Source organism: Nonomuraea sp. AD125B (genome assembly GCF_041402765.1).
GTDB lineage: Bacteria > Actinomycetota > Actinomycetes > Streptosporangiales > Streptosporangiaceae > Nonomuraea > Nonomuraea bangladeshensis.
The window spans coordinates 118436-138855 of sequence record NZ_JBGLOU010000018.1; the positions used below are offsets into that span (position 1 = coordinate 118436).

The 20420-nt window shown below is 73.3% G+C and carries 23 protein-coding genes; 5 read left to right on the forward strand and 18 right to left on the reverse strand.

Translation table 11 applies throughout. From position 1 onward, the window contains the following. Position 1: 1 nt before the first annotated feature. From ACBR40_RS38120 to ACBR40_RS38130, 3 genes are all read right to left on the reverse strand, one after another. Complete coding sequence (locus tag ACBR40_RS38120) at positions 2-547, reverse strand: helix-turn-helix domain-containing protein (RefSeq protein WP_371251848.1); 546 nt, start codon at positions 545-547, stop codon at positions 2-4. A 72-nt stretch (positions 548-619) separates the two neighbouring features. Further along, entirely contained in the window at positions 620-1078 is a 459-nt protein-coding gene (locus ACBR40_RS38125; RefSeq protein ID WP_344206139.1) for an ATP-binding protein, read from the reverse strand. Positions 1079-1167: 89 nt separating this feature from the next. Further along, positions 1168-1713 (reverse strand): TetR/AcrR family transcriptional regulator, encoded by a 546-nt coding sequence (locus ACBR40_RS38130; RefSeq protein ID WP_371251849.1) that lies wholly within the window; start codon positions 1711-1713, stop codon positions 1168-1170. 101 nt (positions 1714-1814) lie between these two features. Between ACBR40_RS38130 and ACBR40_RS38135 the strand changes: the two genes are divergently transcribed. Beyond that, positions 1815-2744, forward strand: a complete 930-nt coding sequence (locus ACBR40_RS38135) for a GNAT family N-acetyltransferase (RefSeq protein WP_371251850.1) — start codon at positions 1815-1817, stop codon at positions 2742-2744. Here ACBR40_RS38135 and ACBR40_RS38140 read toward each other — a convergent pair. Genes ACBR40_RS38140 through ACBR40_RS38155 form a run of 4 tightly spaced genes read right to left on the reverse strand, consistent with a single transcriptional unit; the run spans position 2741 to position 7418 of the window. Next, positions 2741-4060, reverse strand: coding sequence for an AAA family ATPase (locus ACBR40_RS38140; protein WP_371251851.1), 1320 nt, complete (start codon positions 4058-4060; stop codon positions 2741-2743). The two genes, ACBR40_RS38135 and ACBR40_RS38140, sit on opposite strands and share 4 nt — an antisense overlap. Then, a complete protein-coding gene (locus tag ACBR40_RS38145) occupies positions 4057-5484 on the reverse strand; it encodes a hypothetical protein (RefSeq protein ID WP_371251852.1) in 1428 nt (475 codons plus the stop codon). Before ACBR40_RS38145 ends, ACBR40_RS38140 begins: the two co-directional genes overlap by 4 nt. A 3-nt stretch (positions 5485-5487) precedes the next feature. Next, on the reverse strand, positions 5488-6648 hold the full coding sequence (locus ACBR40_RS38150) for a hypothetical protein (RefSeq protein WP_371251853.1): 1161 nt from the start codon (positions 6646-6648) through the stop codon (positions 5488-5490). Continuing rightward, positions 6645-7418: a hypothetical protein gene (locus ACBR40_RS38155; protein WP_344206148.1), complete on the reverse strand. Its 774-nt coding sequence runs from the start codon at positions 7416-7418 to the stop codon at positions 6645-6647. Before ACBR40_RS38155 ends, ACBR40_RS38150 begins: the two co-directional genes overlap by 4 nt. A 138-nt stretch (positions 7419-7556) precedes the next feature. On the opposite strand from ACBR40_RS38155, the gene ACBR40_RS38160 reads away from it, so the two are divergent. Beyond that, positions 7557-8009 (forward strand): hypothetical protein, encoded by a 453-nt coding sequence (locus ACBR40_RS38160; protein WP_364456160.1) that lies wholly within the window; start codon positions 7557-7559, stop codon positions 8007-8009. Then, a complete protein-coding gene (locus tag ACBR40_RS38165) occupies positions 8006-8599 on the forward strand; it encodes a TetR/AcrR family transcriptional regulator (RefSeq protein ID WP_344206151.1) in 594 nt (197 codons plus the stop codon). The genes ACBR40_RS38160 and ACBR40_RS38165 overlap by 4 nt, the downstream gene beginning before the upstream one ends. On the opposite strand, the gene ACBR40_RS38170 is transcribed toward ACBR40_RS38165, so the two are convergent. The 5 genes from ACBR40_RS38170 to ACBR40_RS38190 all read right to left on the reverse strand — a co-directional run bounded on the left by ACBR40_RS38170 (position 8582) and on the right by ACBR40_RS38190 (position 13234). Then, the gene (locus tag ACBR40_RS38170; RefSeq protein WP_364456156.1) at positions 8582-9418 is read right to left on the reverse strand and encodes an ABC transporter permease; all 837 of its coding nucleotides are present in this window, start codon (positions 9416-9418) and stop codon (positions 8582-8584) included. The two genes, ACBR40_RS38165 and ACBR40_RS38170, sit on opposite strands and share 18 nt — an antisense overlap. Continuing rightward, positions 9415-10134 carry an ABC transporter ATP-binding protein gene (locus tag ACBR40_RS38175; protein WP_344206154.1) on the reverse strand — a complete coding sequence of 240 codons (720 nt, stop codon included), beginning with the start codon at positions 10132-10134 and terminating at the stop codon, positions 9415-9417. Before ACBR40_RS38175 ends, ACBR40_RS38170 begins: the two co-directional genes overlap by 4 nt. 110 nt (positions 10135-10244) lie before the next feature. Continuing rightward, positions 10245-11213 (reverse strand): phosphotransferase family protein, encoded by a 969-nt coding sequence (locus ACBR40_RS38180; protein WP_371251854.1) that lies wholly within the window; start codon positions 11211-11213, stop codon positions 10245-10247. Next, the gene (locus ACBR40_RS38185; protein ID WP_371251855.1) at positions 11210-12400 is read right to left on the reverse strand and encodes an acyl-CoA dehydrogenase family protein; all 1191 of its coding nucleotides are present in this window, start codon (positions 12398-12400) and stop codon (positions 11210-11212) included. The genes ACBR40_RS38180 and ACBR40_RS38185 overlap by 4 nt, the downstream gene beginning before the upstream one ends. A gap of 51 nt (positions 12401-12451) precedes the next feature. After that, positions 12452-13234, reverse strand: a complete 783-nt coding sequence (locus ACBR40_RS38190; RefSeq protein WP_344206158.1) for a type II CAAX endopeptidase family protein — start codon at positions 13232-13234, stop codon at positions 12452-12454. 68 nt (positions 13235-13302) lie between these two features. Here ACBR40_RS38190 and ACBR40_RS38195 point away from each other — a divergent pair, with 68 nt between their 5' ends. After that, positions 13303-13662 carry a DUF6285 domain-containing protein gene (locus ACBR40_RS38195; RefSeq protein ID WP_344206159.1) on the forward strand — a complete coding sequence of 120 codons (360 nt, stop codon included), beginning with the start codon at positions 13303-13305 and terminating at the stop codon, positions 13660-13662. 2 nt (positions 13663-13664) lie between these two features. Here ACBR40_RS38195 and mctP read toward each other — a convergent pair whose 3' ends face one another. From mctP to ACBR40_RS38215, 4 genes are all read right to left on the reverse strand, one after another. Next, positions 13665-15275 carry a monocarboxylate uptake permease MctP gene (gene mctP / locus ACBR40_RS38200; RefSeq protein ID WP_344206161.1) on the reverse strand — a complete coding sequence of 537 codons (1611 nt, stop codon included), beginning with the start codon at positions 15273-15275 and terminating at the stop codon, positions 13665-13667. Then, complete coding sequence (locus tag ACBR40_RS38205) at positions 15272-15481, reverse strand: DUF3311 domain-containing protein (protein WP_344206163.1); 210 nt, start codon at positions 15479-15481, stop codon at positions 15272-15274. Before ACBR40_RS38205 ends, mctP begins: the two co-directional genes overlap by 4 nt. A gap of 239 nt (positions 15482-15720) precedes the next feature. After that, complete coding sequence (locus tag ACBR40_RS38210; protein WP_371251856.1) at positions 15721-16362, reverse strand: carboxymuconolactone decarboxylase family protein; 642 nt, start codon at positions 16360-16362, stop codon at positions 15721-15723. Further along, positions 16362-16955: a VOC family protein gene (locus tag ACBR40_RS38215; RefSeq protein WP_344206168.1), complete on the reverse strand. Its 594-nt coding sequence runs from the start codon at positions 16953-16955 to the stop codon at positions 16362-16364. The genes ACBR40_RS38210 and ACBR40_RS38215 overlap by 1 nt, the downstream gene beginning before the upstream one ends. Before the next feature lie 78 nt (positions 16956-17033). Between ACBR40_RS38215 and ACBR40_RS38220 the strand changes: the two genes are divergently transcribed. Further along, on the forward strand, positions 17034-17924 hold the full coding sequence (locus ACBR40_RS38220; RefSeq protein WP_371251857.1) for an SDR family oxidoreductase: 891 nt from the start codon (positions 17034-17036) through the stop codon (positions 17922-17924). On the opposite strand, the gene ACBR40_RS38225 is transcribed toward ACBR40_RS38220, so the two are convergent. Both ACBR40_RS38225 and ACBR40_RS38230 read right to left on the reverse strand, forming a co-directional pair. Beyond that, entirely contained in the window at positions 17915-18859 is a 945-nt protein-coding gene (locus ACBR40_RS38225) for a helix-turn-helix transcriptional regulator (protein ID WP_371251858.1), read from the reverse strand. The genes ACBR40_RS38220 and ACBR40_RS38225 overlap by 10 nt on opposite strands. Continuing rightward, positions 18841-20418 carry a CocE/NonD family hydrolase gene (locus ACBR40_RS38230; RefSeq protein ID WP_371251859.1) on the reverse strand — a complete coding sequence of 526 codons (1578 nt, stop codon included), beginning with the start codon at positions 20416-20418 and terminating at the stop codon, positions 18841-18843. Before ACBR40_RS38230 ends, ACBR40_RS38225 begins: the two co-directional genes overlap by 19 nt. Between the last annotated feature and the right edge of the window lie 2 nt (positions 20419-20420).

The window sequence follows — 20420 nt, forward strand, 5'->3', positions numbered from 1 at the left end:
GTCAACCTTCTTCCGTCAGGGGGAGCAACATCGTGGCCAGCAGCCGGGGTGTGCGTCCCGGCGCCGGCTGGTTGGCGAGCAGGGGCTGGACGAGGCCGGCGAAACCCTGCGCGAAACGTACGAACTCCTCGTCGTCCAGGTGCAGCACCAGCTGCTGGTAGCCGACGCCGTCGGCCACGAGGTCGATGTGCTCCCTGGCGAGGTAGCGCGAGAACTCCGACAGCAGGCTGGCCACGAACGCGGTGAAGTACCGCGCGTGCTCCTCGGGGGAGGCCGAGGCCAGCGCCTCGGGGGAGGGGGTGACGCCGCCTTCCGGCACCGCGTACACCCGCTCCGTCGCGCCGCCGACCTTGCGCTCCTCCACCACCTGCAGCAGGCCGGCCTGCGCCAGCGTGGCGATGTGCCGGTACAGCGTCGCCTGCGGCACGTCGGGCAGCAGGCCCGCCAGGTCGGACGACGTGCGGCGGGCGCCGGCCGTGGCACGCAGGATGCGGATGCGCACGGGGTGCAGCGCCAGCTGCGCCCAGCGCTCTGGGGATGTCCTCACACCCCAGACGTTATCACTATCAATAATGAGAATGAACGGGCACGCCGAAGGCGCTGAAGCCAGGGGAGGGCGTCAGCGCGAGGCGGGGGAGGAGCGGTGGTCCGCTGACATCAGGTGGGGCCCGGCGGCCCCGGGTTGGTACCGGAGGCGCTTCTCCAGGCACACCATCGCGCCGTTCTCCCGCTTGTTGGTGAAGCGGATGTCGTCGGCGAGCGCCCGCATGATCATCAGCCCGCGTCCGTGCTCGGCCCCCGGCTTCGGCTCCTGCAGCTTGTCGGGGTCGAAGCCGTGCCCGGTGTCGACGACCCGGATGAAGCACCGGTCGTCGTGGACGGTGGCGCTGACGGTGTACTCGTCGCTCGGCTCGGCGTGCCGGATCACGTTGGAGCAGGCCTCGGTGAGCATGAGCTCGATGTCGTCGCGGATCCCGCTCTCCACGCCGAGCGAGCGCAGAGTGCCGTCCAGCATCTGCCTGATCAGCGGGACGCTCGCGGCATCCCTGGGCAGCCGGAGCGCTATCGAGGCCTCCACGACTTCTCCTTCCTTGCGGAACGCGTGGCGACCTTCTGCCCGAGATCGCGGAGCCCAATCGTCGGCGGCGGAACCGGGCCTCCCCGGGATCACATGTCCGCGAGCCGCCGCGCCACCTCCATGGACGCCTCGGCGATCTCGTCCTCGGTCAGGCCGTCCTGCGCCGCCATCCACTTGCCGGCGTGCAGCGCGAACAGCGCCAGCGACCGGCTGATCCGCTCCACCGGCGTCGCGCCCGGCTCGCTCAGCTCGGCCGTGAGCGCCAGCATCGCCTCGCGCATCTTGATGAGCTTCGGATGCTCGCGCAGCGCCGTCTGGTTGCGCTCCAGGAACCGGGTGACCTCCAGGTGGCTGGGCCGGGTCAGGTTCGCGGCATAGCGCTCCAGCAGCTCGCGGCGGGTCGCGGACGTCTTCGGGCGCTCCCGCGCCCACTCCACCAGCTCCTCGATCTCGGCCACGCGCAGGTCGACCAGGCTCGCCACGATGTCGTCCTTGGTCTTGAAGTGGTAGTAGAGCGCGGCCTTGGTGACGCCCAGCTCCTCGGCGATCTCCCGCAGCGAGGTCGCCTCGTACCCCTGCTCGGTGAAGAGCCGCAGCGCGACCTCCTGAATACGGGTCCGTGTGTCTGCTCGCACTGTGCACCATTTTCTGACTGGACGGCCGGTAAGGAGATGTCCAGTTTATTCGGCGAAAAAAGGAGAGGTGCCAGCTGGGGGTTTTGACGACAATTGTCCCCATGCACACTTTCCGACGACCGCGCCCGGACGACGCGGCCGCCCTGTACGACCTCGTCGCGGCGTACGAGACCGCCGTGCTCGGCGGCCCCGACATGACCCTCCAGGACATCGCGGACGAGCTCGCCGAGCCCGACTTCGACCTCGACCGCGACGGCTGGGTCGCCGAGGAGCCCGGCGGCCGGCTGCTCGCCTACGCCTGGGCCTGCGCCAACGGCGACAGCGACCTGGTCGACCTGGACGTCATCGTCCGTCCCGGAGCCGAGGAGCTGACCGAGCCGCTCTGGGAGAAGGTCCTCGGCCGCGCCCGCGAGCTGACCGCCGCGCGCGGCCACGACGGCGCCACCCTCCACCTCGGCATCTACCGCGCCGACCAGGGCAAGCAGGTCATCGCCAAGGAGCACGGCTTCGAGCCGGGCACCGGCTTCCACCGCATGCGGATCGACTTCGACGGCCCCGTCGAGCCGCCCGCCCCGCCCGCCGGGCTGACGCTGCACTCCGGGGAGAGCGAGGAGGTGCGGCGCGAGGCGCACCGCGTCCACCAGGAGGGTTTCGCCGATCACTTCGGGTTCGTCCCCGTCACCTACGAGCAGTGGTACGAACGCCGCCAGGCCCACAGTTCCACCGACTGGAGCCAGCTCGCCCTGGCCAGGATCGACGGCCGCCCGGCCGCGGTGGTGATCGGCACCGACCAGTTCCTGCCCGACCAGGGCTGCGGCTACGTCGCCACACTCGCCGTGCTGCCCGAGTTCCGCGGTCAGGGTCTCGGCCGCTTCATGCTCCGGCACGCCTTCGCCGCCGACGCCGCCCGCGGAAGGAAGGGCACGATCCTGCACGTGGACAGCAACAACACCACCCCGGCGCTCGGCCTGTACGAGTCGGCCGGCATGCGCCCGGTGATGGGCATCGACGTCTGGCGCCGCAGGCTCTAGCCGTACATCTGGCCCCGGCCCGCCCGGACCCGGTGCCGCGACAGGTGCTCCAGCACCGCCTGATTGGCCTCCCACCCGTCGGGGAACTTCACCGGCACGCCGAGCTGCACCGGCTCGGCCGACGGGTGGGCGTCCAGCAGCTCGGCGATCCCCGCCCTGGCGACCACCACGCAGGCGTGCCGGTGCCGGGAGGCGAGCACGCACAGCCGCCCCGACTCCAGGTGGAAGGCCGTCGCGTCGCGCCGCCCCGACAGCGGGTGCAGCACGATCGTCACGTCGTACTCGCGGCCCTGGAGCCGGTTGGCGGTGTCCACGGTGATCTCCGGCGGCAGCCCGGCCGCGCGGATCGCCGCCACCTGGTCGCGGTGCGCGGCCCCGACCGCGATCCGGTCGGCGGTGACCGGCCGCTCGCCCTGCTCCGAGCCCGCCACCGCGCCGCGCTGCAGCAGCCGCGCCGCCAGCAGCGCCACCGCCCGCACCGCCTCGCCGTCGGTGCGCACGGTGTGCCGTTCCGGCAGCTCAAGCAGCGCCCATCCGGAGCGGGCCGCCTCCTCCAGCGCCCGGTCGTGCGGGGTGCCGAGGCCGCCGGTGACCAGCTCCATGCGCCGCTCGCCCGGCCCGGTGCCGGACCGGAACCCGGTGAACGGGTAGAACGCCCGCGACACCACCGGCGCGGCCGTCGCCGGCAGCCGCCACGACACCGGCAGCCGGTGCACCGGCAGGTCCGGGTTGTGCCGCAGCAGCACCGACACCGCGCTCTGCAGCGGGTCCCACGACAGCCCCGACCAGCGGTCACCGTCGACGATCGAGAACGGGTCGAGCTGCCCGGGATCGCCCACGAACAATGCCCGCTCGAACAGCCCCGCGATGCGCAGCAGCTTGTCCGAGCGCATCTGGTAGGCCTCGTCCACGATCGCCCACGGCCACTTCCTGTCGCCGATCCACGCCCACTTGTCGGCCGTGGCGATGACGATGTCCGGATCGCCGAGATCCTGCACCCGCGTGCCGACCCGGACCCCGGCCAGCTCCAGCAGGCGCTGCGGGGGCGCGTACGCGCCGGCCGACAGCCGCCCGACCGTCAAATGCGGGTGCTTGTCGCAGATGCGCACCACCAGGTCGTCGACCTGCTCGTTGGTCTGGGCGACGATCATCAGCGGCTCGCCGGTGGCCGCGAGATGCGCCGCCGCGCGCACCACCAGCGTGGACTTGCCCGCGCCCGGCGGGGAGTCCACGACCACGCCCCGATGCCGGGGCAGGTCGGCCAGCACGTCCGCGATGACCTGCTCCGGGCTGCGCTCCGGCGGGCTGGCGGTCACGACCACTCCTCCTGGGCGTCCTCGTCGTCGGGCACGTACTGCTGGGGCGGCCCGCCGTGGGTCCACGGCGTGGCCTCGGCGTCGGGCAGGCCGGGCGAGCCCTGGAAGTCGCCGGTGAGCGAGGTGTAGCAGACCCGCTCGCCGACGTCGGGCACCGACCCCGGAGCGGCCGTCCTGCCCCGCCCCATGCCCTTGGTGATCTTGATGGTGACCAGGCCCTCGTGCGCCTCGACCAGCTCCGCGCCCTGGGCGCGGCGCTCCGGGGTGCCGAGCGCCGTGCCGACCGGCAGCAGCACCGGGTCGTCGGTCTTGACCACGACCAGCGGGCGCAGCTTGCGCGAGCGGCCCTCGCCCTCGGCGTTGTCGGGGACGGTCTCCACCACCTCGCCGGCGAACGCCTCGCCGGTCAACCGGTACTCGGCCATCACCAGCGGGTCGTCATAGGCGCGCTGCACCTCGTAGGCGGCCTGGGCGCGCTCCATGCGCGCGAGCCGGGCCGCGGCGGCCACCGCGCCGTCCCTGCGCGGCTGCGGCGGGCCGCCCTCCGCGACGCTCTCGGCCATGGCGCTGAACGAGGCCCGGTCCTGCTCCCACCGCTGCGCCACGCTCGCCCCCGGCTCCAGCCCGGCCAGCAGGTCGAGCGCCCGCCACATCAGCCGCCAGGTCGGCGCGAGCTGGGTGCGCAGCGCCTCCGTGACCCGCTCGGCCGACCCGCTCTCGATGGCGGGGGCCAGCACCTCCGCGTCGAACCCCGGGTCCGTCGCCGGACCGGCGGGCGGCCACACCAGCGGGTCCTCGGCCTCCTCGCGCGGCCCCTCGGTGATCCAGGCGACCAGGGAGGCGAGGTTGCCGTCCTCCAGCCCGCTCTGCCCGCTCGCCCAGTGCCGGCCCAGCTCCTCCGTCGCGGCCAGCATGAGCGACGACCCCGGGTACGCGGCCCGTTCGGCGAAGTACGTCAGCCACCGCCCGAGCAGCGGCACCGACTCCGGCACCGGGTAGGGGCCGTCGGCGCGGCGGAAACGGGTGGAGCGGCCGAGCAGCCGGGTGAAGGCCACGCCGCCGGTGTTGGGCACGACGAGCTGCGGCGCGTCCAGCGCCCGCTCGTACGGGTCGCCGCCCCGCCGCTCGACCGTCTCGGTGTCGGCCGTGAAGCTCTCCACGTACGGCAGCAGCACCCCGGCCAGCTCGGCCGCCCACGCGAAGCGCAGGTCGCGGTTGCGCGGCTGGGGCACCACGAGCAGGCGCGGCCGGTCGCGGTCGTCGCCGAGCATCGCGGCGAGCGGCGCGGCGGCCTCGCCGGACAGCCGCAGCGGCACGAACACCATCGGCCGCGCCGACAGATGGCAGTGCCGCACGGTCGCGACCGGCTGGGCGATGCCCTCGTCCAGGGCCCGCAGCCGGGCCAGCGAGGTCAGCAGGCTCACTTGTCACACACTCCCGAGGCACTCCCTGCGCAGGCGTTCGGCGTTGCGCAGCAGCCGGGCGATCTCCTCCTGGCCCTCGGCCGGGTCGCGGGTGCCGTCGGCCAGGCCCAGGGCCTCGGCCACGGACGCCACCCCGCCGAGCTCGTCGCGCACCTGACGGCCGAGCAGGTCGGAGGCGCCCTCCTGGCGGGCCTCGTCCCGGCAGAAGAAGCACAGGTCGCAGGTGGACAGGCACTCCGGCGCGTAGCGGGCGGTGGTCCTGCGCACCGCGTCGGCCAGCTCGGCGACCGGCCGGGTGGGGCGGCCGTCCTCGCCGGGACGCAGGTCGAAGGTGAGGTCCTCGGGCAGGCCGGCCATCAGCCGGTCGAGGGTCGTCATGCGGGCGAGCTGGCGGCGCAGCACGGCGAGCTGGCGGCGTACGTCCACCAGGGCGGCGACCGGGCGGTTGGCGAAGTTCTCGGGGCAGACCAGCACCACGTCGTGGGAGACCCGCAGCGGGTCGTGGCCCAGCTCCTCCAGCAGGGTGCGCAGCGCCAGGACGTACACCGCGGCCTGCCGGGCCGCCGCGGCCGCCGCCGACGGCTCGGCCTGCCCGTCGATCACCGCGAACGACTTGATCTCCACGATGTGGAAGCGGCCGCCGAGCTGGAAGGCCACCACGTCGGGCTCCAGGTAGGCGGTGTGCCCGGCGATGGTGAGGGCGAGCAGCGGATGGTCGTAGAGCGTGCCGGCGTCGTCCTCGCCGCGCGCCGCCCGGTCGATCAAGGATCGGGTGTGGGCGTGGCGCAGGTGGGCGCCGGTCTTGGCGTCGGCTTTCTCGCCGACGTTCTCGACGTCGTGGTAGGCGACCTCGGCGACCGGCAGGCGCAGCAGCTCGCGCAGCATCCGCAGCAGCTCCGCGCAGCCGTCGGCCTTGACCAGCGCCTCGAAGGCGTTGCCGCGGGTGATCGCGAACGGCGACTGCCCGAACGGCGCGGGGAAGCCGAGATGGCGGGCGGCGGCGTCCTTGTCGAGCCCGGCGCCGTCCATGAGGGCGCGGCGGGCGCAGCCGGGGTTGGCGGCGAGCGCCGCGATGGCGCGGGCGTCATGGGGGCGCGGCGGCGTGGTGCCGCGCAGCGCGTCGAGCCGGTGCGCGGGGTCGCCCTCGCGCTTCAAGCCGCTCACGTGGCGTACTCCTTCTTGATCGTGCTCAGCGTAGCGGCGCCGAACAGTCGGGCGACGTCATCAAGCTGCCGCGCGGCGCGTCGCGCCAGCTCCGCGCGGTCGCGCGTGTCGCGCGGGGCGTGCACGGCCAGCTCGGCGCGGGCCGCCGCGATCACCCGGTCCGGGTCGGGCGGGCCGAGCGAGCCGTCGGTGGCGCCGGGGATGTTCCTGGCCATGCGCAGGAGTAACCGGGCCGCCCGCGGATCGGCCTGCTCGCGCCCCGCCACGGCGATCGCGCAGGTCAGGAAGTCGACGCGGGGGCTGAGCGGCCCGACCACGCGCCGCTCAAGCGGCCAGGTGCTCAGCGTGAGCAGGCCGCGGGCGGGGGAGAGGCGGTCGGTCAGCGCGGCGCACAGATAGTACGGCCGCCCGAACGGCGCCGACCGGAACGAACGCTCCTCGTCCCTGCGCAGGCTGGTGAGCTGGGCGCTGCGGATCGTGCCGCCGAGGAACGCCTCGCTGACCGCCACCACCAGCCGCGGCTGCGCGGTCGCGCCCAGCAGCCGCAGCCCCTGGTGGACCTGCTCGCGCACGGTGACCAGCGGGACCGCCCGCGCCGCGGGCTCCTCGGGCTGCTCGCCGCCCACCAGGGCGTCCCAGGCCCGCTCGGCGGCGCGCAGCTCGGCCCGCAGGCCGCGGGCGGCGCCGCCGTCCCGTGCGCGCATGGCCCTGCGCACGCCGGCCCGCAGCTCGTCGATCCGCCGTTCGAGCTCGTCCAGCCGGTCACTCATGAGCGCGAGCGTACCAACAGTCCCAGCATTTTCCAGTAAATTGGCGGCGTTTCCGAAATCTACTTCGTAAAGGGGACCGGCTCCCGTCTTTCGATCAACACCGAGTAAAGGACGGGTCAGCAGGGGACACTGGTCCCTGTGAGTCGTGGGTTGCGTCATCTGCTGGGCGCCGTCGCTGGGCTGGCGGCCCTCGCCCCCGTCTACTACCTCACCGAGGCGGGCGCGCGGGAGCTGCGCGCGGGCACGGTGGCGGCCGGGCCGTCGCCCGCCGGCCTCGGCTGCCTCCTCGCGGTGGCGGCGATCGTCGCGATGCTCGCCGCCTGGCCGCCGGCGGCCCTCGCCTGCGGACTGCCGCTGGCGGCGGCCGGCACGCTGTTCGCGCTCGACGCCACCGGCGCCATCGCCGCCGCGGCCACCCTGCCGTACGCCGGCGGCCTGCCCTGGGCCCGCCCCGGCGCCGCCCCCTGGGCGGAGGCGGCCGAGCCGCCCGGCACCCTCGCCGGCATCACCGGCCTCTACGCGCTCATCGGCGTCGTTCTCGTCCTCTCGGCGCTGCTCCCGCGCGGCCGGCGATCTATCCTGGGCCCGTGAGCGGACGCGACCCCGACCGGCGCAGGGCGCTGCTCGACGCCGCCGACCGCGCCATCGCGGCCGAGGGCCCCGACGTGTCGATGGCCGCCATCGCCGCCGCCGCGGGCGTCACCAAGCCCATCCTCTACCGCCACTTCGGCGACCGCAGCGGCCTGTACGAGGCGCTCGCCGACCGGCACGTGCGCACCGTGATCGCGCAGCTCCGGCCGCGCTTCGCCGAGGCCGGCGCCGACCTGCGCGCCCGCGCCAGGGCCACCATCACGGCCTACCTCGACCTCGTCTCCGCCAACCTCAACCTCTACCGCTTCCTGTTCCAGCGCGCCGGGGCCGAGGACGTCCGCACCCGCTCCCGCGTCACCTCCCTCGTCCGCAGCCTCGGCGAGGAGCTGGGCGGCGTGCTCGCCGCCGAGGGGGTGGTGCCCGACCCGGTGCGGGCGCAGGTGCTCGGCCACGCCTTCGTCGGCATGGTGCAGACCACCGGCGACTGGTGGCTGGACCAGCCCGGCCTCGACCGCGACCAGGTGGTGGAGAGCCTGGTGGACGTCATCACGGCCGCCGTCACCGACCCGCGCTCATTCGCCGAAGCGTGACAGCTTCCCGTGCCGCCGGGCGTACGTGAGCGCCCACGCGAACAACCCCACCGTCGCCGCCAGATAGACCACGTCGAGCCCGGCCGCCCAGGCCAGCCGGTCCCACGGCACCGGGCCGCCGGCCATGACCGTGCGCATGCCCTCGAAGACGTGCGAGGCGGGCAGGAACTCCGACACCGCCTGGAGCGGCGCGGGCAGCACGGACACCGGGTAGAAGATCCCGGCCAGCGGCTGCACCATGAACACGATGGACCAGGCGATGACCTGCGCGTTCTCGCCGAAACGGAGCACCGCCGCGATGCCGACCAGCCCGAGCGACCAGCCGAGCACGAGCAGCACCCCCATGAACGGCACCAGCCCCACGCCGATGGCGGTCACGCCGAAACCGTAGAGGCCGAGGGCGAGCGCCGCCATCACGGCCAGCGCGAAGATCACCTTGCCCAGCGAGAACAGCACGAGCCCGGTCAGGTACTCGGCGCTGGACAGCGGACTGACCTGCACGTTCAGCAGGTTGCGCGACCAGATGTCCTCCAGGAAGGCGATCGAGATCTCGTTGCTCGCCTTCTGCAGCACCTGCCACAGCAGCACCGCCCCCAGCAGGAACGACACCGCGAACGGCACCCGCTGCGCCTGCAGGAACAGCGTCATGAACCCCCACAGCACCAGCTCCACGCTGGGCCAGAAGAAGATCTCGAAGACCCGGACCGGGCTGCGCCGCAGCGCCGCGAAGTCGCGCCGGACCACGCCCATGACCCGGGTGCGCCGGGCGGCGAGGCCGAGCGGCGGCAGCGTGAGCGTGGAAGCCTGTGACATGCTCATCCTCTGGCCACCTTCAGGAACACCTCTTCCAGGTCCTCGGCCCCGTAGTGGCCGGCCAGCTCGGCCGCGCTGCCCGCGGCCACGATCACCCCGCCGGACAGGAAGTGCACCCGGTCGCACATGCGCTCCACCTCGCGCATGTTGTGCGAGGTGATGAGCATGGCGCTGCCGTTCTCGGCGGCCACCCGGGTCAGCAGGCCACGTACGCGGTCACCGGCGTCGGGGTCGAGGTTGGCCGTCGGCTCGTCCAGCACCAGCAGCCGGGGCGCGTTCAGCAGCGCCTTGGCGAGCTGCACGCGGGTGCGCTGCCCGGACGACAGCGCCATGACCTTCCGCTTGACGAACGGGCCCAGCTCGAACATCTCGACCAGCTCGGCGACCCGCTCGCGCGGACGGCGCAGGGCGTAGAGGCGGGCGAAGGCGTCCAGCACCTCGCCCACCCGCAGCGCCCCGGGCAGGTCCACGTAGCTGGCGGCGAAGTTGAGCCGGCTGAGCGCCTCGGTGCGGTGGCGGGCCAGCTCCATGCCGAACAGCTCGACGCTGCCCGCGTCGGGGGTGATGAGGCCCAGCAGCATGTGGAGGGTCGTCGACTTGCCGGCGCCGTTGGGGCCGAGCAGCCCCACGATCTCGCCCTCGCCGACGGTGAGGCTCACGTCGCGGACGGCCGTGACCGGCCCGAACCGCTTGACCAGATGGGACGCCCGCAGGATGGCCACCGCTCAAGGGTGCGGCCCCCGACCACACGGCGGCAACGCATTTTCCGGGCCAGGCTCGCCGGGCCCCGAACAGCGCTCGCCGAGCCCCCAGCCGCGCCCCCTGCGCTGCCTCAGCCGTGGTCCCGCAGCATCCGCAACAGGTCCCACTCGGTCTCGCAGACCCGCCGCCCGATCGCCGCCAGCTCCACCGACCTGGCGCCCCCGCGCAGGTGCCGCATGGTCTGCATGACGCAGATGACGCCCCACTTGAGCACGCCGAACGTCTCCCACCAGCGCAGCGCGTCGCGGTCCACCTTCGCGCCGCCCGCCTCCTCGTACGCGGCGATCAGCTCGTCGTAGCCGCCGAACCCGCCGACCGGCAGCGGCGAGCCGAACCGCCACGCCTTCACGCACAGCCACCCCAGGTCCTCCAGGGGGTCGCCGGCGTGGGCCAGCTCCCAGTCCAGCACGGCCCGCACGCCCTCCGGCCCGACGATGAGGTTGCCGTTGCGGAAGTCGCCGTGCACCACCGCGGGCGGCCCGGCGGGCGGCCGGGACGCGGCCAGCCGCCGCAACGCCAGCTCGAACACCGGGTGCGGCTCGCCCAGCAGGTCCAGCACGTCCCGCCAGCGGGCCAGCGGATCGGCAGCAGGATCGGGGTCTGGCGGCAGGCTGGACAGCGGCATCCGGTGCACGGCGGCCAGCGCCCGCCCGCACTGGGCGGCCAGCAGCGGCCGGGCGGCGGCGTAGGCGTCGTCGCGCAGGATCCGGCGCGGGATCGTCTCCCCGTCCACCCGTTCCATCAGCACGTACGGCGCCCCGCCCGCCGACCCTGCGGCGACGATCCGCGGCACCGGCACGCCGGAGGCGGCCGCCGCCCGCATGAGCCGCGCCTCCGCCTCCAGCGTGGTCCCGGCCTCCCCGGCCCCGCCGGGCGAGTCGAGCCGCAGCACCAGCTCGTGCCGCTCGCCGCCGGGCGCGGCGACGTCCAAGGCCCACGTCTCCCGTGACGCGCCGCCGGGGAGCCGTACCCGGTGGGGGAGCGCGGCCTGGGGGCCGAACACCTCCGCCACCACGGCGGCGACGGTGTCGCCGCTCATCGGAGACCGAACTCCCAGTTGCCGCCGGCCGCGTACGAGCCCAGGATGCGCCGCCCGACCGAGTCGATGTGCACCTCGTCGGGCCCGTCGTAGATGCGCCCGGCCCGCGCGTGCCGGTACATCCGGTCCAGCGGCGTGTCGCCCGTCAGCCCCGCCGCCCCGTGCACCTGGATGGCCCGGTCGATGACGTTGTGCAGCATCCGCGCGCCGACGACCTTGATCGCGCCGATCTCCACGCGGGCGTCGGAGCCGGCGTCGATCGCCTCGGCGGCGTGGAGCGTGAGCAGCCGGGCCGACTGGATCTCGGCGTAGGAGTCGAACACGTGCTGGCGCATGAGCTGCTTCTTGGCCAGCGGCTCGCCGAACGCGGTGCGCTCGTGCAGCCGCCGGCACATCAGGTCGAAGGCCCGCTGCGCCTGCCCGAGCCAGCGCATGCAGTGGAAGATGCGCCCGGGACCGAGGCGCTTCTGCGCGATGACGAATCCGCGGCCCCGCTCGCCCAGCAGGTTGGAGGCGGGCACCCGGACGTTGTCGTAGCGCACCTCGCAGTGCGCGCCGTCCAGCCCGAGCACGGGCGTGTCGCGCACGATCGTGTACCCGGGCGTGTCGGTCGGCACCAGGATCATGGAGAAGGCCAGGTGCGCCGGCGCGTCGGGCTCGGTGCGGCACATCACGGTCGTGTACGCCGCCCGCGAGGCCCCCGTGGTGAACCACTTGTGCCCGTTGATCACCCACTCGTCCCCGTCGAGCACGGCGCTCGTGCGGATCTGGGTGGGGTCGGAGCTGGAGACGCCCGGCTCGGTCATGGCGAAGCTGGGCGAGATGTCGCCGCGCACCAGCGGCTCCAGGTAGCGCTCGCGCTGCTCGGGCGAGGCGTGCTCGTGCAGCATGAGCGAGTCCTGGAGGGTGTACGTGCCGAGCGCGAGCTGCCCGAACTCGCTGCGCCCCTGGACCTCGTTGACGTAGACGTAGTCGAGGAACGGCAGCCCGCCGCCGCCCAGCTCACGCGGGTGGCCGAGCGCCCACAGGCCCTCCTTCTTGGCCTCGGCCCGCAGGCCGGCCAGGGCCTCCTCGGCGGCGGGCCCGCCCTCGTGCAGCACCGGCTCTGCGGGCTCGACCCGCTCGGTCATGAACGCATGGACGGCGTCGCGGACGGGCCGGACGCTCGCGGGCACGGCGAAGCTCATGCCTGGATCTCAGCCGAATATCGTTGCCCAGTCAACGGTACGGGCAACGGTCTAGGGCAGCCAGCTCACCTTGCCGCGCAGGAAGGCGTACCCGACGAAGGCCACCGCGTCGATGAGCGTGTGCGCCACGATCAGTGGCATCGTCCGCCCCCACCGCTGATAGGCCCGGCCGAACACGATGCCCATCACCACGTTCCCGACGAACCCGCCGAACCCCTGATACAGGTGGTACGACCCCCGCAGCAGCGACGACACCACGACCGCCCGCCACGGCGACCAGCCGGCCTGCCCCAGCCGGTGCAGCAGGTAGCCGGCGACCAGCACCTCCTCCAGAACGCCGTTCTGCGCGGCGGCCAGCAGCAGCACCGGCACCTGCCACCACACCTCGGGCAGCGCGCCGGGCACGACGGTGAGGTTGACCCCGACGGCCTGCACCACCAGGTAGAACGCCAGCCCGCTGCCGCCGATCAGGGCCGCGAGCAGCGCGCCGCGCAGCAGGTCGCGGCGCGGCTCGCGCAGGTCCGCGCCGATCGTGCGCAGCGACTCGCCGGAGCGCACCAGCAGGTACGCCACCAGCCCGACCGGCGCCACCGCGATGGCGATCTGGGCGAGCTGCAGCGACAGGTCCAGCCACGGCCGCCCGGGGGCCATCGAGCCGACGAGCACGGCCTGCTGGCTCTTCAGCTCCTTCGGCGCGGTGAGCGCCCCGATCAGCCGGATGAGCGCGATCAGCCCGCTCGCGCCGAGCGAGACCGACATCACGACGAAGATCTCGGCCCCGATGAGCCGGGGCGCGAGTGCCGGGAGGGCCGCGGGCGGCGACTGAGTGCTCATGAGCGCAGATTAGCCGTATCCCTCATCGGACCCGGATAAAGGGAGCAGGCGTGTGCTAGAAGGAAGCCATGACGCGAACCGGATCGTCCACGGGTCCCCACGACGTCCCCACGGCGGCGCAGCTCGTGGCCGCGGTGCGCGACTTCCTGGAAAGCGACGTGCTGCCGGCCGTGGAGGGACGCACCCGCTTCCACACCCGGGTCGCGATCAACGTGCTCGGCATGGTGGAGCGGGAGATCGAGCTGGGCCCGGCCCAGGCGGAGGAGCACGCCGCCCGCCTGGCCGCGCTCGGCGTGGCCGACGACGCCGAGCTGGCCGCCGCCGTCCGCGACGGCCGCCTGCCCGACGACCACGCGCTGGTGACCGCGCTGGAGCAGGCGGTGCGGGCGAAGCTGGAGGTCGCCAACCCCGCCCACCTCCATGGTTGACGTCAGTGCGAGCCGCTGAGGTCGAGGTCCTTGACCCGCGGGTCGCCCTCGTCCACGAAGTAGTGCTCGCGCCGGGTGGCGTCCGGCCCGTCGGCCACCTTGAACGCCCGGAAGGCCAGCGTGCCGAGCACCGCCACCGCCAGGTTGACGATCAGCGCCAGGAACCCGGCGTACACCGTCATCGTGGTGTCGAAGCCCAGGTTGGCCAGCCCGAACGCCGACCCGCCGAAGTGCGCCTTGCCGTTGGCCGGGTTGGGGATGAGGTAGAGCATCCACATGCCGGCCGCGAGGCCGAGCGCCCAGCCCGCGAGCAGGCCGCCCCGGTGGAACCAGCGGGTGTAGAGGCCGAGCGCCACCGACGGCAGCGTCTGCAGGATGATGACGCCGCCGATGAGCTGCAGGTCGATCGAGAACTGCGGGTCGAGCAGCAGGATGCACAGCACCGCGCCCACCTTGACCACCAGCGAGACGATCTTGGAGACCTTGGCCTCCTGCGCGTCGGTGGCGTCCTTGTTGAGGTACTCCCGGTAGATGTTGCGGGTGAACAGGTTGGCCGCCGCGATCGACATGATGGCGGCGGGCACGAGCGCGCCGATGCCGATGGCCGCGTACGCCACGCCGGTGAACCAGTCGGGGAAGACCTGGTCGAACAGCCGCGGCACGATCGTGTTGGCGTCCGGCCGGCCGTTCGCGCCCACGACCGGCTTGGTGCCGGCCGCGATGGCCATGTAGCCGAGCAACGCGATCAGGCCGAGCACGAGGCTGTAGGCGGGAAGGGCGGACATGTTCCGCTTGATGACGTTGCGGTTCTTCGACGCCAGCACGCCGGTCAGGCTGTGCGGGTAGAGGAACAGCGCCAGCGCCGAGCCGAAGGCCAGCGTCACGTACTGGAGCTGGTTGGTGGCGTTCAGCGTGATGCCGTCGCCGGGCGCGGGGGTGGCGGCGAACTTCTGCGCGGCCGCGTCGAAGATCGAGCCCCAGCCGCCCAGCTGCGTCGGGATGTAGAGGACCGCGACCAGGATCACGATGTAGATGAGCGCGTCCTTGACGAACGCGATCAGCGCGGGCGCGCGCAGCCCCGACTGGTAGGTGTAGGCCGCGAGGATCGCGAAGGCGATGACGATCGGCAGGTGGCCGGTGATGCCCATCGACTTCAGCACGGCCTCGATGCCGACGAGCTGCAGTGCGATGTACGGCATCGTCGCGACCAGCCCGGTGATCGCGACCGCGAGGGCCAGCGTCGGCGAGCCGAACCTGGCCCGGACGAAGTCGGCCGGCGTGACGAAGCCGTGCACGTGCGAGACCGACCACATCCGGGTCAGCACCAGGAACACCAGCGGGTAGACCACCACGGTGTACGGCAGCGCGTAGAAGCCCAGCGCGCCCGCCCCGAACACCAGCGCGGGCACCGCCACGAAGGTATAGGCCGTGTAGAGGTCGCCGCCGACCAGGAACCAGGTGATCCAGGAGCCGAAGCTGCGCCCGCCGAGGCCCCACTCGTGCAGGCTGTCGATGCTCTCCGGCCGCCGCCAGCGGGCCGCGACGAAGCCCATGACGGTCACGAGCAGGAACAGGACGACGAAGACGACCAGCTCGGTCGTGTGCCCGCTCACTTGGTCATCCTGTAGACGATCGTCGTGCAGGTGACGCCGACGGCGATGAAGGCGATCTGCAGCCAGTAGAACAGCGGGAAGCCGAGCAGGCGGGGCTCGTCGGCGTTGAACAGGAACGTGAGCAGCGGCAGCACGATCGGCAGGACCAGCAGCCAGTTCCAGGGGCTGCGGTCGGTGCGTTGCTGTCCGGGTTCACCGGTAGTCATCGACCCTCCGATGGCGAAGGCCAGGGACCGGGGGGTGACCGGTCCTGACACGTGGCGTCAACGGAGGGACACTAACTTTGCGGTGGTATTAAACCCAGTGCCGTTAATATTACGGTTCGGCCTAAATGGCGAGCCATCGTCTCACCATGCGGGACACCCGCGCACGTCGTCGCAGGTCCCGGCTTCGCATCCTGGTTACTCGTGGGTAGTTCGCCGCCTGGTGGTCGGTGAGCGGTCGGTTACTCGCGCCGAACGGTCAAGTCGCCGGTCAGGTTGTCGGCGATGTCCCGCGAGCCGTAGCCTTCGGGCGCCGGCACCTCCGTCACCGGGTCCGGCCGGTCGTCGAACTCCAGCCGCAGCGCCCGCGCCATCGTGGCGTGCATCTCGTACATGCAGGTGATGTACGTCAGCTCCAGGATCTGCTCGTCCGGCAGGTGCCGCTGGAGCACGGCGAACACCTCGTCCGGCACCCGGCCGCCGTCCAGCACCAGCGCGTCGGCGTAGGCCAGCACGGCCCGCTCCAGCTCCCCGAAGCAGTCGCTCACCTGCCAGGCGGGGATCGCGCGCACCTTCTCCTCGGGCACGCCGAGCGCCCGGAGCTGCTTGCAGTGCTGGGAGTAGACGAACTGGCTCTGCCGCGCCCAGCCGGCCCGGGTCTGGCCCAGCTCGCGCAGCACCGGGTCCAGCGTGGCCTCGCGGTAGACCTGGAAGCCCTTCACGCAGTGCCGGAAGATCTTCGGGTCCAGCGCGAAGACCTCCCACCAGTCGCCCGGCGAGCCCGTCGCCGTGCCCTCCCTGTCGGGGGAGAACAGCCGGTCGTGGAAGTACGTCACGAGCGGGTCGGTCATCTCCGCGCGCGGCACGCGGCGCAGGCGCGGCATCAGCCGGCCCCGCCGGGCACGGTCCTGTCGGCGCCCGTCCTGTCAGCGCCCGTCCTGTCGGCGGCCGTCCTCGGCTCGTGACGCACGTCGCCCGGCTGCCCGACCCGCCGCGTCCAGGCGGCGAACTCGACGAGGACGCCGTCGGGGTCCTTGAAGTAGATCGAGCGTACGAACACGCCGTCGTGCATCTCCGGGGCCACGCCGAACTCGCTGTCGTCGTGGTTGAGCAGCACGCCCACGTCGATGCCCTTGGCCACGAGCCGGTCGCGGTACTCCTCGATCTTCTCCGGCGGCACGTCGAAGGCGATGTGGTTCATGGAGCCGACGGCCGAGACCAGCTCGCCCCGGTCGGGCAGGTTGCGCGGCGCCGAGACCCCCGGCACGCCGTCGGGAGCGTCGGGGAACCAGAAGAAGGCGAGGGCGTTGCCGCCGCCGCAGTCGAAGAAGAAATGCTGGCCCCAGCCCATAGGCAGCTCGATGGTCTTGATCAGCGGCATGCCCAGCACGCCGGAGTAGAAGTCGACGGTCTGCTTCATGTCCGAGCAGACCAGCGCGATGTGGTTGACCCCGCGAAGCTCGAATTCGGTGTTCATAGTAATTCCGTGCTTATCACAGGGTCCTGCCGTAAAACATGACATGAGATGTCCTCTTTCGGCGGCACGATCGGCGTCATGATCGCTGTGGTAGCGGGAGCCACCCGCGGAACGGGACGAGGAATCGCGGTCGCGCTCGGGGAGATCGGCGCGACCGTCTACTGCACGGGTCGCAGCACCCGCGCGGCACGCTCGGAGATGGACCGGCCGGAGACCGTCGAGGAGACCGCCGAGCTGGTCACGGCGGCCGGCGGCACCGGCATCGCGGTGCCCGCCGACCACCTGGACCCCGGGCAGGTGGCCGCGCTGGCCGAGCGCGTCGGGCGCGAGCAGGGGCGGCTCGACGTGCTGGTCAACGACATCTGGGGCGGCGACCGCCTGTGGAAGTGGGACACCCCCGTGTGGGAGCACGACCTGGACGACGGGCTGCGGCTGCTGCGGCTGGCCGTCGAGACCCACCTCGTCACCGCCAGGTTCCTGCTGCCGCTGCTCGTCAGGCACGAGGGCGGGCTGGTCGTCGAGGTCACCGACGGCACCTGGGAGTTCAACCAGACCCGCTACCGGGGCAACGTCTACTACGACCTGGCCAAGGTGGCGGTGAACCGGCTGGCGTACGCCTGGTCGCACGAGCTGCGCCCGCACGGCGGCGCCGGCGTGGCGATCACGCCGGGCTTCCTGCGCTCGGAGGCCATGCTCGACAATTTCGGCGTCACGGAGGAGAACTGGCGGGAGGCCAAGGCCGACCCGGCCTGGATGGTGTCGGAGACGCCCGCCTACGCGGGCCGCGCCGTCGCCGCGCTCGCCGCCGACCCGGACCGGGGCCGCTGGTCGGGCCGCTCGGTGACCAGCGGCGAGCTGGCCGAGGCGTACGGCTTCACCGACGTGGACGGCAGCCGCCCGCAGGTGTGGCGCTACATCACCGAGGTCCTGGAGCAGGGGAAGGAGGCGGACCCGGCGGGCTACCGCTGATAGAGCGCGGCGGTGCGGGCGGCGGCGTCGGCGACCATCGCCCGCAGCTCCGGCGGCTCCAGCACCTCCGCCTCCGGCCCGAACCGCAGCACCTGCGAGAAGGCCACCTCGATCGACTCCACCGCCAGCCGCACGGTGCCGTCGGGAGCGAGCGTGGCGAGCGCGCCGGCCAGCGCGGCCGGATCGGCGACGTGCCGGAGCATCCGCCGGCCCCGCTCGCTGAGCCGCAGCGTGATCTCCTCGCGCAGCAGCGAGCGGCTGAACTCGGCGGACTGCTCCGCCCAGAACGCGGCCAGGTCGAAGCCGGGCTCGCGGTCGAAGGTCTCGGGCAGCACGGCCACCTCGCCGAACCGGTGCACGCGGAAGATGAGGAAGCGGCTGCCGAGCCGCGCCGCGAGATACCAGGTCCCGGCCTTCAGCACGAGCCCGTACGGCTCCAGCACGCGGACGCGGTCCTTGTAGCGGGCCCGCACCCGCCGGTCGTTCCACACCGCCCGCGCCAGCGTGGCGAGGGCGGGCGGCGGCGGCTCGTCCCCGGCGAACCAGCCGGGCGCGTCCAGGTGGAAGCGCTGCGCGGCGGTCGCGGGGGCGTCGCGCAGCCCGGGGGAGAGCGCCGCGGCGGCCTTCAGCCGGGCGGTGGCCGCGACGTCCTGCAGCCCCATCTCGCGCAGCGCGGCCGGCACCCCCGACAGGAACAGCGCCTCGGCCTCGGCCCGGTCGAGCCCGGTCAGCCGGGTGCGGTAGCCGTCCAGCAGCCGGTAGCCGCCGCCCCGTCCCCGGTCGGCGTAGACCGGCACGCCCGCCCCGGCGAGCGCGAGCACGTCGCGGTGCACGGTCCGCTCCGAGACCTCCAGCTCCTTCGCCAGCTCCGCCGCCGTCATCCCGCCCCGGCCCTGCAGCAGCAGGACCAGCGACATCAGCCGCGCGGCGCGCACAGCGGCAGCACCACGGCGGAGGGCAGCTCGGGGGAGTGGAAGACCTCGACGTCGGCGGGCACCATCGGCCCGCCCGCGGCCAGCGGGTGGCCGGTGCCCGGGTTGCGGGCGATCGTCGGGTAGGCCCCGGCCGCCACGTGCACGCGGACCCGGTGGCCGCGCCGGAACCGGTGCGCGATCGGCCACAGGTCGACCTCGGCCCGGCGGACGCCGTCCGGCCCCGGCCCGAGCCGGCGCACACCCTCGCACACGTTCAGCGAGCGCCCGTCCGGCGCCACGTCGCACACCCGTACCACGACGTCAACGTACGGCGTGCTGGAGCGGACGAACAACTCGGCGCGTACCGGGCCGATCGTCTCCATGTCCGCGCGCAGCGCGGGCGAGCTGTAGACCAGCACGTCGCGGCGCTGCTCCAGCCTGCGCTGGTCGCGCGGACGGGAGTCGCCGAGCAGCACGGGACCGCCGATGACCGGCGTCGGACGGGCCGGGTCGTAGCGGAAACGGTCGGGCCCGGCCTCCTGCGGGCCGTCCTCGCCGAGGCCGAAGCCGTGCTGCAGGTGCCAGCGCCGCTCGCGCACGCCCGGCACCGGCCAGTCGGGGTAGTCGCGCCACTCCTCCGCGCCCGTCACGTAGAGGCGCACCGGCTGGGGCCGCAGCAGCGAGGGGTCGCCCAGCAGGTGCGCGCGGAACCACGCCGACGCCTCGGTCAGGGTGGGGCGGGCGTGCCGGGCGTCGATGTGCCACCAGGGGCCGATCGTCAGGTAGGGCCGGCGGCCCGCCCGGCGCAGCGCCGCGTAGTCCTGGAGCTGCCAGGGCAGGAAGACGTCGTACCAGCCGCCCAGCATGGTGACGGCCGCGTCCACCTCGCCCACCTTGGGGGAGAAGTCGCGCTTGTCCCAGTAGGGGACGGCCGGGTCGGCGTGATGGGTCAGCAGGTCCTGGAAGAACGGCAGCGGATGGCCCGCCGACAGCAGGTCCAGCTCGGCCACCGGCCGCCCCGACAGCACCGCGCGGCGGGTCGAGCGCGGCGCGGTCAGCACCGCGGCCCCGCCGAGGCGGCGCGACATGCCGTCGGTGAGCGTGGTCCAGCTCAGCGCCGACTCCAGCGCGAACGCCCCGCCCACGTAGGCGGCGTCGCGGAACTGGGAGGCGGTGATCTGCGTCGCCAGCGCCTTCAGCTCCGGCCCGGCGTAGGGGGCGACGGCCCACTGCGTGTAGCCGAGGTAGGAGGGGCCGAACATCGCGAACGAGCCGCCGTACCAGGGCTGCTCGCGCAGCCAGGCGATGGTGGCCAGGCCGTCCTCGTGCTCGTCCCCGAGGGGGTCCAGGGTGCCGCCCGAGCCGAAGCCGCCCCGGCAGCTCTGGATGACGACATGGAAGCCCTGGCGGGCGAACCCGCGGCCGTACATGAATCCGAACAGGCCACGCCGCCCGTACGGCGAGCGGACGAGGACGACGGGCGCCCGCCCGGCCCCGGCCGGGGCGTAGTGGTCGGCCAGCAGCCGCACGCCGTCGGGCATCGGGACCGGGAGGTCGCGCTGGAGCCGGACGCGTCTCATGT

Bases quoted from the DNA above. Each gene is read 5' to 3' on its own strand.
- ACBR40_RS38155 (WP_344206148.1), bottom strand. From the start codon at position 7,418: ATGAGTGACCGGCTGGACGAGCTCGAACGGCGGATCGACGAGCTGCGG.
- ACBR40_RS38135 (WP_371251850.1), top strand. From the start codon at position 1,815: ATGCACACTTTCCGACGACCGCGCCCGGACGACGCGGCCGCCCTGTAC.
- ACBR40_RS38170 (WP_364456156.1), bottom strand. From the start codon at position 9,418: ATGAGCATGTCACAGGCTTCCACGCTCACGCTGCCGCCGCTCGGCCTC.
- ACBR40_RS38185 (WP_371251855.1), bottom strand. From the start codon at position 12,400: ATGAGCTTCGCCGTGCCCGCGAGCGTCCGGCCCGTCCGCGACGCCGTC.
- ACBR40_RS38205 (WP_344206163.1), bottom strand. From the start codon at position 15,481: ATGACTACCGGTGAACCCGGACAGCAACGCACCGACCGCAGCCCCTGG.
- ACBR40_RS38220 (WP_371251857.1), top strand. From the start codon at position 17,034: ATGATCGCTGTGGTAGCGGGAGCCACCCGCGGAACGGGACGAGGAATC.
- ACBR40_RS38190 (WP_344206158.1), bottom strand. From the start codon at position 13,234: ATGAGCACTCAGTCGCCGCCCGCGGCCCTCCCGGCACTCGCGCCCCGG.
- ACBR40_RS38210 (WP_371251856.1), bottom strand. From the start codon at position 16,362: ATGCCGCGCCTGCGCCGCGTGCCGCGCGCGGAGATGACCGACCCGCTC.
- ACBR40_RS38230 (WP_371251859.1), bottom strand. From the start codon at position 20,418: ATGAGACGCGTCCGGCTCCAGCGCGACCTCCCGGTCCCGATGCCCGAC.
- ACBR40_RS38195 (WP_344206159.1), top strand. From the start codon at position 13,303: ATGACGCGAACCGGATCGTCCACGGGTCCCCACGACGTCCCCACGGCG.
- ACBR40_RS38215 (WP_344206168.1), bottom strand. From the start codon at position 16,955: ATGAACACCGAATTCGAGCTTCGCGGGGTCAACCACATCGCGCTGGTC.
- ACBR40_RS38180 (WP_371251854.1), bottom strand. From the start codon at position 11,213: ATGAGCGGCGACACCGTCGCCGCCGTGGTGGCGGAGGTGTTCGGCCCC.